Source organism: Leptolyngbya sp. AN10, assembly GCF_050565645.1.
Lineage (GTDB): Bacteria > Cyanobacteriota > Cyanobacteriia > Leptolyngbyales > Leptolyngbyaceae > Leptolyngbya.
In genome coordinates this window covers 42,827-57,384 of sequence record NZ_JBNXVP010000018.1, presented here as the reverse complement: position 1 = coordinate 57,384, position 14,558 = coordinate 42,827, and the positions used below count along the sequence as shown (strand labels likewise).

Here is a 14,558-nt window from a genome sequence, read left to right as displayed (position 1 = left end):
ATCATGCAATAGCCCATCCCATACACAGTTTCGATCCACTCTACTGCATTGAGCGTATTGAGGCGATGGTCGCGCAAGAGATTGAACTGCCCGTACAAGGAGTGAGAAGACTAACTCGCTACCGAGTTGTGAACTAGCATGAATGTTTTCTAGTATCGTAGCTAATAACTCTTCTTGAGCAGTAGAAAGCGTCTGTTTTTCTGATTGAGAATCCGTCTTTAGCCTGATGTTTCGGCAGTAGTAGAGAACTATTCTCTTGAGATTAAACAAGCGTGCTACGTAAGGTCATTCAGCTTCAGTTTAATATTGGCTTGTTTGGATTCAATCTTTTTTACTATTATGTCTGAAGTATTGTTAGAGCCGCTCTTGAGACGGTTACGACTACGGCGAGTTATCTCTCAAATTCCATCCAATGCTAAAGTGCTGGATATCGGCTGCGGTCGATCAGCAGCCTTATTGAATGCGATCGCACCTCGAATTAAGCACGGCGTTGGAATTGACTTCAAAGTTTCTCAAGCTAAGGTTGAAAACATCGAAACGATTCCCTGCAAGCTTGATCAGAGTTTACCTTTCCCTGATCGATGTTTTGATATCGTGACAATGTTGGCGGTATTAGAGCATATTGAGCATGAAGCGCCGATTTTGCAGGAGATTTACCGGGTTCTCAAAGATTCGGGCAGGTTAATTCTTACTGTGCCGTCTGTCTGGGCGCAACCTGTACTGGAATTTTTAGCATATCGGCTCAAGGTCGTGGATGAAGCAGAAATTCGAGATCATAAGCGATACTACGATCGACAAACTTTGCATAAGGTCATGCTGGAGAATGTTCCATTTCAATCGTTCCAGCATCAGTACTTTCAATTTGGCATGAACAACTTTTGTTTAGTAACAAAACGGAGCGAGCAAAGCAATGAAACTATCCGTTGTGATTCCTTGTTTTAATGAACGCAATACGATCGCTAAAGTTGTAGAAGCGGTGCAAGCATCGCCCGTTGAATCCATTGAAGTTATTGTGGTCGATGATGGTTCAACGGATGGCACTAGAAGCCTTTTACAACGCACGATCGAACCCAGAGTGGATCACGTCATCTATCACACTAGCAACCAAGGTAAAGGGGCTGCTTTACGGACAGGATTTGCAGCAGCAACAGGTGATGTTGTGATTGTTCAGGATGCAGACTTAGAATACGACCCTCAAGATTTCTCGATCGTCTTAAAACCGATTATCGAGGGTAAAGCAGATGTAGTGTTCGGTTCTCGATTCATGGGTGGACAACCCCATCGCGTCGTTTACTTCTGGCACATGGTTGTCAATCGTGGGTTAACGTTGCTCTCGAATATGTTGACGAACATTAACTTGACCGACATGGAAACCTGCTACAAGGCTTTCCGTCGAGAAATTATTCAGTCCATCACCATCGAAGAAAATCGATTTGGATTTGAACCAGAAATTACTGCAAAGGTTGCTCAGACCGGATGCCGAATCTATGAAGTGGGAATTTCATACTATGGACGAACCTATCAGGAAGGCAAGAAGATCGGCTGGAAAGATGGAGTTCGAGCGCTTTTCTGCATTTTGAAATACAATTTGTTCTCTCAGCAACCCAGGTCGAAAACTTCACCCGTCTTGAGTAATGCTTTGAAATCAAAAGCCTGGTAAAACAAAGATGACTGACAAACTTAGCTCAGTGGTATCTGGGACTTCGATCGTATTCATTTTTATTCTGTCTTTCCGAGCGTTTGCTGGGTTTCTCGCTCCTGATTTTGATGCTGATCAAGCGGTTCATGTATTGATGGCGTATGATTTACAGCTTCCTGAAGATCTGTACTACTGGGGGCAAGATCGATTAGGCAGCTTACTTCCGATTCTAAGTCACTGGCTTTTAAATGTTTTGCCGCTAACTCCGATCGAAGCGGTGTCTTACGTGCAATATGCTTTCCTGATTGTGGGGTTTCTTTGCTTCACGAGTGCCTTGAGGAAGACGACTTCCAAAGTGACTTTCGCGCTAATTTGGTTTTTACCACCAGCGCCTTTCCTGAAACTGGTTGAAGTAGCCCATCCGTATGCACCACAGCTTGCTTTATTGGGAATTGCATTTGCCGCTACAAATCGATCGCGAATTCTTCCCGAATCAAACAAGAGGGCGAAGCTAGTTCTGAATCTGATCATTCTCGCAAGTCTCATTCTTAGCGTCTGGGTTTCGGATCTCTCACTTGTCCCGCTGATGTTAGCGATCGCATTATTTGCTAAAACATTTTTGCAGCACTTCCAACTCTCTAATCAAGCCAAATCGCGACATCAAGCAGTTCTGGAATTCCTACGCAAGAATTTACAATATACCCTTATCTCTATTGCGTTGCTTTTAGGAGTTGCATTTTTAGCTTATGCAAAATCTACGGCTTCTCAGCGTGAGGAGAACTACGGAATGCTAGCGATCAATGGGTTAGATATCATCGCACACATTGTACGATCGATAATCACTACGGTTGGCGGTACACTTCTATTTCAAGCGGGTAATCCTTCTCTCAGTTTGTATGCGATCGCTGTTTTCGTGCTAGTCGTGATTCTGACTCGATACGGTTTGCAACTCCGGCAGCATGATGCCAACTTCATTGAGTGGATTCCGTTTTTGCTCCTGAGCGCGATCGGCACTTTTATTCTAATTTTGCTTTCTCGCTGGACTTTTATCCAAGAAACGCCGCCTCGCTATTTCATTGCTATTTATGTTTTCTGCTGGTTATCTGCGCTACTAATCTTCGACAATCTTCAACGACCTCTCATTCATAAAGCTGCTCTCCGTCGAGTGACAGCACTGATTGTTCTGACAGCATTACTGGGAAGTTTGAGTTTACCAGGATATGTGTACGCGATCGCGAAACCCCAATCCAGACTTTCAATGCTCCAACCCTTTGCAACATTGGGAGAAGCAGGGTTCATTGGAGAGTACTGGGCATCTTATCTTCTGTGTATTGTCGCTCCTGAACGTTTGAATTGTACTCCCCACGATCAAAGCTTTTTTCGGTGTTGGCGCTGTGCGAAAGCGGTGCTTGCATCTCCTGTAATTTACCTTGTCGATCGCGATTGGTTGGAAACGTTTCCAGACGAAATCGAGCAATTTGGTCAACGCTTAAAACGACAAGAACCTGCTCAAGAGCTTGCAGGATATAGAATCGCTCCCTATCACATCATTAATCAGTCAAGTGATGAGTAACACTCAAGCTAATATTTCCCCAATTAGTCAGCAAGAACAATTAAACTTTGATTCGTTCAGTCTGATCTTGCAACAGACTTCCTCTTTGTTCAGTGGTAGGGCGATTCTGTATCCAGGCGAAAAAAGCAGCCGCGCTCACCAAAATGACCGTGAGAAAACTCACAAGTTGCAGCATGATGTTGTAACGCATAATATTCTCCGTTGTTTCAAGCAAGGTTGTAATGCTCTAAATGCACATTTGTCACAGGGACATTCAGATCATGCAATGCTCGTTCAACCTGCTCCATCATCTTGGGTGATGCACAAAGTAGTGACGAGTTCCACGACAAGCAGGAATATAACGATCGAGCAATTTTTGTCCACATATCCAGTTTCCCCTTCCCAGCCTTCTGGTGGTTCTCGTAGGACGTGAATCACAGTTAGATCCAATTGGGTTTTCAGATCGGTGTAATATTGAACGTGATCCAAGCAAATTGACCCGGTTGAAACCGAAAGCCATCATGCCCAATCGGTCAAAGTGCTAATGCCCAAACATCACCGCGTTCTGGCTTGACTGCTTCAACCAAAAACGGTTTCTTGATCATCAGCCAGGGTTTGACAAAGTGAATGACAAAGCGAATATAGATAATCAGCCAGAGTGAAACGAGCGCGATCGCTGACCACAAGACTGCTTTCCAGAACAATTCCAAATAGTTCCCTAAACGAAGTATAGCGATGAAATGCCAGAACCAAGTCGTCAATTCCATAAGAGGCTTCAATACGATTCACACGAGTCGTGAGCGCAAATTGCAGCGCTGTTAGTGCTAGTCCAATAAAGCCCAATGCAACTGAGAATTCTAGCCAAAATCCTCGTCCCGCAGGAGGTGGATAGATGAGCAGAACGAGCAGCGGTAGAACAGTGAAAAACAGAAAGGCAATAATCCAACACAAGGCAACGACGATCGGACTGTGCATCAATAAGTTTCTCATGCACCACCTCTCGATCGCTGTATGAGAAATTGACTTGGAGTTAGAGATGGCAAAATAGCAAGCGGGTTCGGCTGTTAAGCAATGAACAGTTGCAAGTAATTTCTCATAGTCAATTTAGATGAATGAAAGAAGAATGGAGTTAATGATGGATAGCGCGATCGAACCGAGCAAAGCGCTCCAAATGCCATATTTCAGATGAAAACCATTCACGATCGCGGCTGCGATCGCAAAGATAACTGCATTGAGAACAAACAAAAACAATCCCAAAGTAATCACAATAAAGGGAAAGCCAAAAAAGACTAGAACAGGTCGCAATATCGCATTCAGTAAGCCAAAAACAGCCGCAGCAATTGCTGCTCGACTAACGCTACTAATCTCTACACCGATTGGAAGCCGCGAGATAATCAGAAAGCTAACAGTGGTTACTAACCAAGTCAGGAGAATATCAGCCATCGAAACCTCCTTTAAGCTTTACATTTGCACATTAACTTTCTTCAGAGTCACGGCAAATTGTGACTCAAAAGTGACAGCTTCTAGCCAATTCGTTGTTCAGTGCTCTCTCTCTTTAGCTAGAGGAGCAATCCTACTTTCATCAGACATCTTGAGGCGAACGCACCTTCTAACATTCTATGACTTGTCTAGCAAGCTTATCTCAGATCTTGCACCAGTCTTAACAAGTGATATTTCAAGAACCTTGTTCGTTGCATTCATCCGCCCCGGACTTTCAGTCTGGCGTGTGGTAGTGCGATCTCTGAAATGCTCAGAAAAAGGTCTTATCAGGAATGGTGCAAGATCTGAGTTATCCTTTGCTGCACTGCCCCATCACTTGCAAAGCCAGGTTCTCGATCTTGCAGTCGCTTGGCTAATGCGTCTTCCGCCCCTTGTCGAATCACTCGCACTCCCCCCGGTGATGTCTCCATGGAAAGCATCGCTTCCGCTCCTCCGCTTCGGTATTGCATCAACCCGGTTCGCAGCCTGTTTCAATGTTTCCCAATCGCGGATGCGGACACGTTCTGTGAAGCGAAGCTACCGCCAAAATGCTGGGTGGATTATCCTGTTTCAGCCAGTAGAAAACTTGCAGTCGCTCCTGTTCTTTTGGGGGTTTGGCTTGCTTCAGATGGACGGCTCACGCTTCTAGGCTTTCTTTGACTTCAACCGATGTAAGAGCCACCCTTGCAACAACCTTGAACAACTCCTCTTTAAGTTTAAGTCATCTGCTATGGCGATCCTATTTGAGTCGTGAACATCAGAAAGAGTGAGGGGTAGGGAGTAGGGAGTCAGGAATCAAAACGGGAGCAACACCCCACTCCCCACTCCCTACTTCTCCACAACCCTCCCGACTTCACAACTCACTTAGGATTGCTATATCTTCTCCGTTTAATTTGGTATTAATTTTTGCAGCGAGGTTCTACGCTTTAGGCGGTCCTGCCGTCACAATAATCAACTGTTCAGGACGAATCAGTTCTTGAGCGGCTTCGTTCACTTGTGCAGGTGTCACAGCGTTGATTTGAGCCGGATACTGTCTCAGTTCAGTCGGATTCAACCCATACAACTCGTTCATCAGTACGACTGAGGAAAGTTGATCCGGGTTTGCCAAATCGACTGGATAGCTGCTGGTAATCGATCGCTGTGCGGTCGTGACTTCTGTGGTACTCACACCTTTAGCGCGAATTTGCTCCAGAAGTTTAACCGTACTTGCGATCGCTTTATCGGCATCTTCGGGCGCAGTTTGCATTGCAATCACGAATGGACCCGGACGATTTCCCGCTTGGAAGCGGCTGGAGATGCCATAAGTCAAGCCTTGTCGATCGCGCACTTCTGCCCCCAATCGGCTCGATAACGTATCGCCTCCAAGGATTTGATTCATCACCGAAGCATTATAGAAGCGTGAATCTCGTCGATCGATACCCGATGATCCGATGAACGTGACTGACTGCGTTTTGCCAGGAATCGGAGCATAACGGCGCACGGTCGAAGTTGGAGCGGAAACGGGTGGGAAGGTTAGACTTGGAGCTTTTCCGGTCGCTTTCCAGCCGCCGAGTTCTTTTTCGATCAGCGCTTTGACTTGAGTTGGATCGAAATCACCAACGAGAGAAATGATCGTCGCATCCGGTCGGTAGTGCGTTTGGTAAAAATTGACCAAATCCTGACGCTGAATCGCTTTTAGGCTGGATTCAGTTGGGAAGCTGTGGAACGGATGATTTTCTGGATAAATGGTTTGCTGGAAGACGCGACGAGCAAGAACCGCCGGATCATCCAATTGAACTTTGAGAGCGGTCAGCGATCGAGCACGTGACAGTTCAAGTTCTCGATCGGGGAAGGTTGCATTTTGTGCCACATCTGCCATTGTCTGAACCAAAATCGGAAGATGTTCAGAAAGCGCATTCGCCTCCACCAAGACAGTTTCACGGTTGGTATCAATCCCGAAATTGATGCCGCGATCTTCCAGCGTTTTCGCCAGAGTTAGTGCATCTTTCGTTTTTGTCCCGTTCGTTAAGTTTTCTGCCGTCAATCTTGCCAGTCCAGCTTTCGCATTCGAGTCAAATTCTGACCCTGCTTGCATCGTAGCAGTGAGCGAAACCGTTGGGGTGCTGGTATCGCGCATCAGCAGCACTTTCAAGCCATTTGGCAAAACGTATCTTTCTGGTAAAGCTTGGGTTGCTCGATCGCTCGATTGCACCGCAGGCAAGTATTTTGCCACTTGAGCCGGATCAACAGGCGGACCTGCACTGAATTTCTCAGCGGTTTGACCTGTTCCCACAGCACCGCCAGCTTTTTCATCAATTGCTGTGGGTTGGAAAAAGCCGATCGTAGCTTTGTCAGAACTAAAGTACGTTTTGGCGACTCGCTGCAAATCGGCAGAAGTCACTCGATCGACATTTGCCAAAAAGCGATCGGTAAATTTGTAATCGCCTGCGGTCGTCTGGTCGAATCCAAGTTGCTGCGCTTGACTGGTAATATCCCGGTTTTGAAGAAGAACCGAGGATTTTAGCTGGGTTTTAGCGCGATCGAGTTCTTCTTTCGTTACCCCTTTCGATCGAACATCTGCCAATACTGCTTGAATCGTTTGGCTTACTTTATTCAAGTCTTGATTCGGAGCAGCGATCGCCGAAAGGTCATACCATCCACCCGAAATCATATTAGAGGGATTACCACTAAATCCACTTACCAAACCTGTTTCCACTAACGCCTGATACAGTCGAGAACTGCGTCCCTCAGTCAGAACGAGATCTAGAACGTGCAGGGCTGGAACATCAGGGTGAGTCACATTCGGTAACGGATAAACCTCACTGAGCAAGGGAGCGCTACCGGGTTCGCGAAGTACGATCGGCTGAGTTGGCTTTGCAGAGGTTGCAGGGGTTGAAGTTGGCTTCTCAGCAACAGGGTTTGCCTTTTCTTTCTTCGGTACTTTACTAAAGAGTTCTATGACCTGCTGCAAAGTTGGCTCTGTTTTGAAGTCGCCGACCAGAATCAGAGTGGCATTGTCCGGGCTGTAATAGTCGCGGTAATAGTTGCGAACTTGCTCGACTTCAAACTTTTCGACATCAGCTTTTGTTCCGCCGATCGGTAAACCGTAGGGAGAATTCGGAAACGCCGCCCGCCTTACAGCCCGATCGAGCCGATAATCGGGACTATTTTCATACCCTTGCAATTCTGAGATCACGACTCGCTTTTCGCTTGGGAGTGAATCAGAATTGATCAGCGCATTCTGCATCCGATCAGCTTCGAGTGCAAGCATAGCGGGTAATTTATCCCGCGCAACTGTGCCAAAATAAGCGGTCTGATCGTAGGTTACAAAAGCATTCGATCGACTGCCCAAAGCATTGAACAGGCGACCGAATTGGATGGGTCGATCGCTGGTTCCTTTGAACATCATGTGCTCTAGTTGATGCGCGATGCCGTTCACTCCTTGAGCTTCATTTCGCGATCCAATTCGATACCAAACCTGCACCGTCACCACCGGAGCTGTCGGAACTTCTTTGGTCAGAACTGTTAATCCATTATCGAGAACTGTTTTGCGAACACTGTCTGTCGTTGTGATTGCAGCGATCGGAGCAGCAGCCGACGCGGATTGGATCAACGGTACTGAATTCGAGAGAAGAACAGTACCGAGACAGAGCGCAAAGAGGAAGCTGGCAAGACGATGTTGCCGAAGAAATTTCAGAAGAGACATAGGAAAACTTGCCTATGATGATAGGAAATATTCGGTCTGTGCAGTGTTGACCCAAAAATTTCAGGCAAGTTCCACTCTAGCGCTAAGAAGTGCGATCGATCTGAACAATGGTTTATCAATACAATGCCGTAAAGAAATGTAAACTAAGAGTTGTAGTTTCACATCAATGGTTATGACTACAACACAATCGCCATCTATCTACGACTTTTCGGCAAATAGTCTCGAAGGTCAACCCACTTCACTCAGCACCTTTAAAGATAAAGTGCTTTTGATTGTGAATACTGCAAGTCAATGCGGATTTACACCTCAGTATCAAGGTTTACAGTCGGTTTATAACAAATACAAGGATCAAGGCTTTGAAGTTTTAGGATTTCCTTGCAATCAATTTGGACAGCAAGAACCCGGAAGCGCAAACGAGATTCAATCATTCTGTGAAATGCGCTTTGGTGTGACCTTTCCATTGTTTGAAAAAATCGATGTGAATGGAGCCAATGCACATCCGTTGTTCAAATATTTGACGAAATCTGCCCCTGGAATTTTTGGTACAGAAGGCATCAAATGGAACTTTACGAAGTTCTTAGTCGATCGCTCTGGAAAGGTCGTAAAACGCTATCCTTCCACAACCAAGCCTGAAGACATTGAGAAAGACATTCAAGCTTTGTTGTAATCTTCAAGCTGACAGTAAGGGCGACTGTAACTTAATGGCGGCTCTAATGAGTGTTGAGTGAGTAGTTCTGGATCGCTCATAATTCTCTCAGTTGCACCATCAAACACAATTCGCCCTTTGCTGAGAACAATGGTTCGATCGCATAATTCTAGAGCTAAATCTAAATCATGCGTTGCGATCAATTGTGTCAGCGGCAGCGTATCGAGTAACTCAATCAACTGACGACGCGATCGCGGATCTAACTGCGCTGAAGGTTCATCCAATACGAGAACTTGAGGCTGCATGGCGAGAACTCCCGCGATCGCGACTCTTTTCTTCTCCCCACCTGATAAACCATTTGCACTTCGAGATCCATACGCATCCGGATCAAGTCCAACACAGCGCATGGCATGAATGGCTCGATGGGTTAATGCTTGTCCGGTCACGCCTTGATTCAGTGGACCAAAGGTAATATCCTCCCAAACTGTCGGCATGAACAATTGATCATCCGGATTCTGAAACACTAACCCGACAAAGTTACGAATCTGTTTGAGATTTTGAGTTTCGACTGGAAGTTCACCTGCAATCACTTGACCCACTTGCGGCGTGATCAAGCCGTTAAAGTGCATCAGTAAAGTGGATTTACCAGAGCCATTCGCGCCAACTAAAGCGACTCGCTCCGCCGCACGAATTGAGACAGTTACCCCATTCAGTGCTTGAGTACCGTCTGGGTAAGCATAAGAGAGATTGTAAATCTCGATCGGATTATGGTGCATGAAACAAATACAGTGCCTGACCGAACAATAAAACTGCGATCGTCAACGTCAACGCTAAAATATCGCGTCGTCCGCCTTTCTGAACTTCTGCCATCGGAGGTAAACCTTGATATCCTCTCGCTAACATGGCTTGATGCACTCGATCGCCCCGTTCATAAGTGCGAATGAACAATGAACCAAACATATTGCCAATGATGATTCTCTGGCGTTTTGGATTACTCATCAAATTGCGCGATCGAGCCGCTTTTTGCATTGATGCGAATTCATCACCCAACACAGAAATATATCGGTACATTGATGCCAGAATCGCAACGAGTAACGGTGGCATTCTCAAAGCTGCCAACGCATGAAGCAATGCCGGAATCGAAGTCGTTAAAACTAAAGTATTTAGAATCAGTAACGATAAAAATGCTTTAAGCGCAACACTACCGAGAATCGTTAAACCCTCAGTTGTAATTTGTATCCAACCCCATTGAAATAAAACATCACCGCCACCTCGAAACAACGTACCAAGGATGACTACGCCAATAAAAACAAATTCAACAGCAACTCGCTTTAAGAGAACAGATAATTGAACGCGACTCGCTAAAACAATCAGCGCGATCGCAGTTCCATAAATTGCCCAAGTCCACCACCGACCATTGGGAGTCAGCGCGATCGCAAAAACTAATAACAACGCACATAAAACCCGCGATCGAGGGGTTAACCGATGCCAAGCAGTTTTTTTCTCCTCAGCATCGGCGAGATGAAGTGCGCCAATATGCAACAAAATCATCTATTGCTCACGATTGCGTACAAGAATTTTCCCAGCACCCCAAGCTAACCCAAAGGTGACTAATGTTCCGACTAGACCTGCTGCGGGAGTGGCAATTTGCTCTGGAACTCCCCGCAATTGGTATTCCTCAAACATTTGATAGAACGGCAACCTGTGTGCGATCGGCTCTTCCGCCGCTTTCTTTTCAAATCCGTGGTCTTGAGCAACGCGATCGAGTCCATCTGGATTGGAACTCGCGAATGGAGACAGAAATACTGCAACTAGCAGCGCAATTCCTAACCCAGAAATAACAAAAGCGCGATTTCGAGTTTGTTGAGCTTGTGTCATGACCAATCATCCTTAGTGCGAAGAGTACGATCGAGGAAGTTCCTGAACAACAGAACGAGGCGCTCTGTAAATCATGTCAGGACGAGTTTTCAGAATGTAGCTCAACGCCAATACTGTGATTAAGGCTTCACCAATTCCAATCATCAGGTGCCAAAATCCCATCGCAATCAGCGCTACAGGCAACGGCACGGCTCCCGAAATTGCAAGCTGAAAAGCACACACAATCGCTGCAACCATCACACTGATCCAAGCCGCGATCGCCGATGCAGTCAAAATCGATTTAGATGAATCCCGTCCAAGCATATTGCGGATCGATCGATACAAGTAGTACCCGCCAAAGGTTCCGATCAATCCCATGTTGAAGATGTTGGCTCCTAAAGCGGTAATTCCACCATCTTGAAACAGCAATGCTTGGACAATAAACACCACGGTCATTACCAATGATCCCGCCCAAGGACCAAGCAATACGCCTGCTAATGTTCCACCGAGTAAATGTCCTGAAGTTCCGCCAGGAATCGGGAAATTAATCATCTGAGCCGCAAAAACAAAGGCAGCACAAACTCCCATCAGGGGCACTGTTCGCTCTTGATATTCAGCCTGGACGCGATTGAGACTTATGGCAATTAGTCCGATCGCAAATATCCAAGTCAGCAACGTTACAGGCAAATTTAGAAAACCATCTGGAATGTGCAGCGCCAAATGATGTGGAAAAAAGATCATAGATTCATCCTAAAAGAGACAACCTTGAAGCGTGTCAAGTCGTGGGTTCTAAATGTTTAGTAGAGTTGATGTATCTCTCAGAATTCAATCCTAGGTAGGGGCATAACTGGCGGAATTTAAGCCTGACTTAAGATTCGAGCGTTTTTGTAAAAGAATTTTGGAAATTTATATAGACAAAATACACACTCGTGCGCTACGATACGCGATTGTGAGTTTTAACGCCCTTTATGAAAGCGCAAGAAATCATCCGCTCGATCGAAGCGGAACAACTGAAAGACACTATCCCCACGATCTATATCGGGGATACGGTTCGCGTCGGCGTGATCATTCAAGAGGGTGACAAGGAACGGACGCAGCCCTATGAAGGTGTTGTGATTGCCAAAGGTAGTGCTGGCATTACCCAAAACATCACAGTGCGGCGTGTGTTTCAAGGTGTCGGAGTTGAGCGAGTGTTCCTCATTCACTCTCCGCGCATTGAGAGCATCAAAGTGATTCGTCGGGCAAAAGTACGTCGGGCGAAATTGTATTACCTCCGCGATCGTGTAGGTAAGGCAACTCGCTTGAAACAACGTTTCGATCGTCCCTTGACTTAGTTTTTCAGGTTTTACACGCAAGTGGACAACTCCTGATAAACTAGATACAGAACGCAATCAGAGTCGTTCAGCGTATGCGCTCTTAGTTCAGTTGGTAGAACGCAGGTCTCCAAAACCTGATGTCGGGGGTTCAAGTCCTCCAGGGCGCGCTGAATTACTCTGATTTTGCATGTATAGGGATTTTGATCGGATCGTGTGCCGCGATCGAGAAAAGTCTTTATCATAAGAATTCGGTCGAGCGCAATTTTGGGAGCAAGAGCGGTGGCAAAGACAGAAGAGGTCAAAAAATCAGGATTCAACCCGAACGAGTTCGCGAAAGAAACCAAAGAAGAACTCGATAAAGTCGTTTGGCCCAGCCGACAACAACTGATCGGTGAATCCATTTCGGTAATTTTGATGGTGACGCTCTCCGCAACCACGATTTACCTCGTCGATCAACTCTTTCATTGGGCACAAGTGAAGGTGTTCGGATGACATACACTTCAGACGAAACTCAAAACGATCGCACAGACGACAACCAGGAAGCGGTGTTGTCAAAAAGCGCCCGCTGGTATGCCGTTCAGGTAGCATCGGGTTGCGAAAAGCGCGTCAAAATGAATTTAGAGCAGCGCATCGAAACGCTTGATGTCGCGAACCGAATTTTGGAAGTTCAAATCCCCGAAACGCCGATTCTGAAGCACCAGAAAGACGGACGAGCCAAGGAATCGGCTGAGAAAGTGTTTCCTGGATACGTCCTCGTGAAAATGGTGATGGACGACGAAACGTGGCAGGTGATTAAGAATACTCCCAACGTGATCAACTTCGTCGGCGCGGAACAGAAGCGCCGTTACGGTCGTGGGCGCGGTCACGTCAAACCAATGCCGTTGGGACATGGAGAAGTGGAACGCATCTTCAAGCAGTCCCAAGAGCAGGAGCCAGTCAGAAAAATCGACATGGCAACGGGCGACAAGATTACAGTGCTTTCAGGTCCGTTTAAGGACTTTGAAGGTGAAGTGATCGAAGTCAGCCCAGAGCGGAACAAGCTCAAAGCACTTCTGTCAATCTTTGGGCGAGAAACCCCGGTTGAACTTGAAGTAAATCAAGTAGAGAAAATTTAACCGACTTTCAGTAAAGTCAAGAATCGATGGCAAAAAAAGTAACCGCAGTGATCAAGCTGGCGATTAATGCTGGCAAGGCGAACCCTGCGCCGCCGATCGGACCTGCGCTCGGTCAGCACGGGGTCAATATCATGATGTTCTGCAAGGAATACAACGCCAGAACCGCAGACCAAGCGGGCATGGTGGTTCCTGTAGAAATCTCAGTTTACGAAGACCGCAGTTTCACATTCATTCTCAAAACCCCGCCTGCATCAAAACTGATTGCAAAAGCGGCTGGAATTGAAACGGGTTCTGGTGAGCCGAACAAAAAGAAAGTGGGTAAAATCTCCCGCTCTCAATTGGAAGACATCGCTAAAACCAAGTTGCCTGACCTCAATGCAAACGACATTGAAGCAGCAATGAAAATCATCGAAGGAACCGCTCGTAACATGGGCGTAACTGTCACCGACTAACCTTTATTCGGGGGAGAGACTTTCTCGCGATTACCCCAGGAGACACATGGTAAAGAAACTATCAAAGCGCACGAGAGAATTACGTGCCAAAGTTCAAGATAAGGCTTACACTCCGATGGAAGCCTTGGAACTGCTGAAAGAGACTGCAACGGCGAAATTTCCCGAATCCGCAGAAGCTCACATCCGTCTCGGTATTGATCCAAAGTACAGCGACCAACAGTTAAGAACCACGGTTGCACTGCCGAAGGGAACCGGGCAAGAAGTCCGAGTTGCGGTAATTGCACGAGGTGAAAACGTGACCGCAGCGACCAATGCGGGTGCTGACATTGCAGGATCGGAAGAGCTGATCGATGAAATCCAAAAAGGACGGATGGATTTCGATTTGTTGATTGCGACTCCTGATGTGATGCCGCAAGTGGCGAAGCTGGGTCGAGTATTGGGTCCGCGTGGTTTGATGCCCTCTCCGAAGGGCGGAACCGTGACCTTTGACTTGGCGCAAGCGATCGCAGAATTCAAAGCAGGTAAGCTCGAATTCCGGGCAGATCGTACCGGAATCGTTCACGTGCTGTTTGGGAAAGCTGGCTTCTCCGCTGAAGATTTGCTCACCAACCTGAAAGCGCTACAAGAAACGATCGATCGAAATCGACCCTCTGGCGCAAAAGGACGATACTGGCGTACAATGTATGTCTCGTCAACGATGGGACCTTCGATCGAGGTCGATATCAATGCATTACGTGACCTTAAGGTTGGAGATGCCGCCTAGACAAAAGTTTTTCAACTGAATATCCAAACCAAAGACAGCGGGTGTGAGTTTTCA

General features: G+C 46.6%; 19 protein-coding genes, 1 tRNA gene and 1 other annotated feature (1 of these 21 cut by a window edge). Of the genes, 10 read left to right on the top strand and 10 right to left on the bottom strand.

The window, feature by feature from the left end; translation table 11 throughout:
* Positions 1–339: 339 nt before the first annotated feature.
* From ACQ4M5_RS23830 to ACQ4M5_RS23820, 3 genes are read left to right on the top strand one after another with little or no spacing between them, the layout of a single operon-like run.
* The gene (locus ACQ4M5_RS23830; RefSeq protein ID WP_430678177.1) at positions 340–942 is read left to right on the top strand and encodes a class I SAM-dependent methyltransferase; all 603 of its coding nucleotides are present in this window, start codon (positions 340–342) and stop codon (positions 940–942) included.
* Positions 911–1,660, top strand: coding sequence for a glycosyltransferase family 2 protein (locus ACQ4M5_RS23825; protein WP_430678176.1), 750 nt, complete (start codon positions 911–913; stop codon positions 1,658–1,660). The genes ACQ4M5_RS23830 and ACQ4M5_RS23825 overlap by 32 nt, the downstream gene beginning before the upstream one ends.
* A 7-nt stretch (positions 1,661–1,667) precedes the next feature.
* A complete protein-coding gene (locus tag ACQ4M5_RS23820; RefSeq protein WP_430678175.1) occupies positions 1,668–3,212 on the top strand; it encodes a hypothetical protein in 1,545 nt (514 codons plus the stop codon).
* A 40-nt stretch (positions 3,213–3,252) separates the two neighbouring features.
* Here the strand turns inward: ACQ4M5_RS23820 and ACQ4M5_RS23815 are convergent, their stop codons facing one another.
* The 6 genes from ACQ4M5_RS23815 to ACQ4M5_RS23790 all read right to left on the bottom strand — a co-directional run bounded on the left by ACQ4M5_RS23815 (position 3,253) and on the right by ACQ4M5_RS23790 (position 8,355).
* Positions 3,253–3,402, bottom strand: coding sequence for a hypothetical protein (locus ACQ4M5_RS23815; RefSeq protein ID WP_430678174.1), 150 nt, complete (start codon positions 3,400–3,402; stop codon positions 3,253–3,255).
* Between the two features lie 83 nt (positions 3,403–3,485).
* Positions 3,486–3,629, bottom strand: a complete 144-nt coding sequence (locus ACQ4M5_RS23810; protein ID WP_430678173.1) for a hypothetical protein — start codon at positions 3,627–3,629, stop codon at positions 3,486–3,488.
* Positions 3,630–3,770: 141 nt separating this feature from the next.
* The gene (locus ACQ4M5_RS23805) at positions 3,771–4,181 is read right to left on the bottom strand and encodes a hypothetical protein (protein ID WP_430678172.1); all 411 of its coding nucleotides are present in this window, start codon (positions 4,179–4,181) and stop codon (positions 3,771–3,773) included.
* Between the two features lie 114 nt (positions 4,182–4,295).
* Positions 4,296–4,634, bottom strand: a complete 339-nt coding sequence (locus tag ACQ4M5_RS23800; protein WP_430678171.1) for a phage holin family protein — start codon at positions 4,632–4,634, stop codon at positions 4,296–4,298.
* A gap of 323 nt (positions 4,635–4,957) precedes the next feature.
* The gene (locus ACQ4M5_RS23795) at positions 4,958–5,110 is read right to left on the bottom strand and encodes a hypothetical protein (RefSeq protein ID WP_430678170.1); all 153 of its coding nucleotides are present in this window, start codon (positions 5,108–5,110) and stop codon (positions 4,958–4,960) included.
* 479 nt (positions 5,111–5,589) lie between these two features.
* On the bottom strand, positions 5,590–8,355 hold the full coding sequence (locus ACQ4M5_RS23790) for a M16 family metallopeptidase (protein ID WP_430678169.1): 2,766 nt from the start codon (positions 8,353–8,355) through the stop codon (positions 5,590–5,592).
* A 172-nt stretch (positions 8,356–8,527) separates the two neighbouring features.
* Here ACQ4M5_RS23790 and ACQ4M5_RS23785 point away from each other — a divergent pair, with 172 nt between their 5' ends.
* On the top strand, positions 8,528–9,022 hold the full coding sequence (locus ACQ4M5_RS23785) for a glutathione peroxidase (RefSeq protein WP_430678167.1): 495 nt from the start codon (positions 8,528–8,530) through the stop codon (positions 9,020–9,022).
* Here ACQ4M5_RS23785 and ACQ4M5_RS23780 read toward each other — a convergent pair.
* Genes ACQ4M5_RS23780 through cbiM form a run of 4 tightly spaced genes read right to left on the bottom strand, consistent with a single transcriptional unit; the run spans position 9,007 to position 11,599 of the window.
* A complete protein-coding gene (locus tag ACQ4M5_RS23780) occupies positions 9,007–9,777 on the bottom strand; it encodes an energy-coupling factor ABC transporter ATP-binding protein (protein ID WP_430678166.1) in 771 nt (256 codons plus the stop codon). The genes ACQ4M5_RS23785 and ACQ4M5_RS23780 overlap by 16 nt on opposite strands.
* A complete protein-coding gene (gene cbiQ / locus ACQ4M5_RS23775; protein WP_430678165.1) occupies positions 9,767–10,552 on the bottom strand; it encodes a cobalt ECF transporter T component CbiQ in 786 nt (261 codons plus the stop codon). Before cbiQ ends, ACQ4M5_RS23780 begins: the two co-directional genes overlap by 11 nt.
* Complete coding sequence (locus ACQ4M5_RS23770) at positions 10,553–10,879, bottom strand: PDGLE domain-containing protein (protein WP_430678164.1); 327 nt, start codon at positions 10,877–10,879, stop codon at positions 10,553–10,555. It lies immediately after the preceding gene.
* A 12-nt stretch (positions 10,880–10,891) separates the two neighbouring features.
* Positions 10,892–11,599, bottom strand: coding sequence for a cobalt transporter CbiM (gene cbiM / locus ACQ4M5_RS23765; protein WP_430678163.1), 708 nt, complete (start codon positions 11,597–11,599; stop codon positions 10,892–10,894).
* A gap of 227 nt (positions 11,600–11,826) precedes the next feature.
* Between cbiM and rplS the strand changes: the two genes are divergently transcribed.
* The 6 genes from rplS to rplA all read left to right on the top strand — a co-directional run bounded on the left by rplS (position 11,827) and on the right by rplA (position 14,504).
* Positions 11,827–12,192, top strand: a complete 366-nt coding sequence (gene rplS, locus ACQ4M5_RS23760) for a 50S ribosomal protein L19 (protein ID WP_430678162.1) — start codon at positions 11,827–11,829, stop codon at positions 12,190–12,192.
* A gap of 76 nt (positions 12,193–12,268) precedes the next feature.
* Positions 12,269–12,341, top strand: a tRNA-Trp gene (locus ACQ4M5_RS23755).
* Positions 12,342–12,453: 112 nt separating this feature from the next.
* Positions 12,454–12,666 (top strand): preprotein translocase subunit SecE, encoded by a 213-nt coding sequence (gene secE, locus ACQ4M5_RS23750; RefSeq protein WP_068390234.1) that lies wholly within the window; start codon positions 12,454–12,456, stop codon positions 12,664–12,666.
* Complete coding sequence (gene nusG / locus ACQ4M5_RS23745) at positions 12,663–13,289, top strand: transcription termination/antitermination protein NusG (protein ID WP_430678161.1); 627 nt, start codon at positions 12,663–12,665, stop codon at positions 13,287–13,289. Before secE ends, nusG begins: the two co-directional genes overlap by 4 nt.
* A gap of 26 nt (positions 13,290–13,315) precedes the next feature.
* Positions 13,316–13,741: a 50S ribosomal protein L11 gene (rplK, locus tag ACQ4M5_RS23740; protein WP_068390229.1), complete on the top strand. Its 426-nt coding sequence runs from the start codon at positions 13,316–13,318 to the stop codon at positions 13,739–13,741.
* Positions 13,742–13,787: 46 nt separating this feature from the next.
* A complete protein-coding gene (rplA, locus tag ACQ4M5_RS23735; protein ID WP_430678160.1) occupies positions 13,788–14,504 on the top strand; it encodes a 50S ribosomal protein L1 in 717 nt (238 codons plus the stop codon).
* A gap of 10 nt (positions 14,505–14,514) precedes the next feature.
* Positions 14,515–14,558, top strand: a sequence feature (ribosomal protein L10 leader region) (it continues 104 nt past the right edge of the window).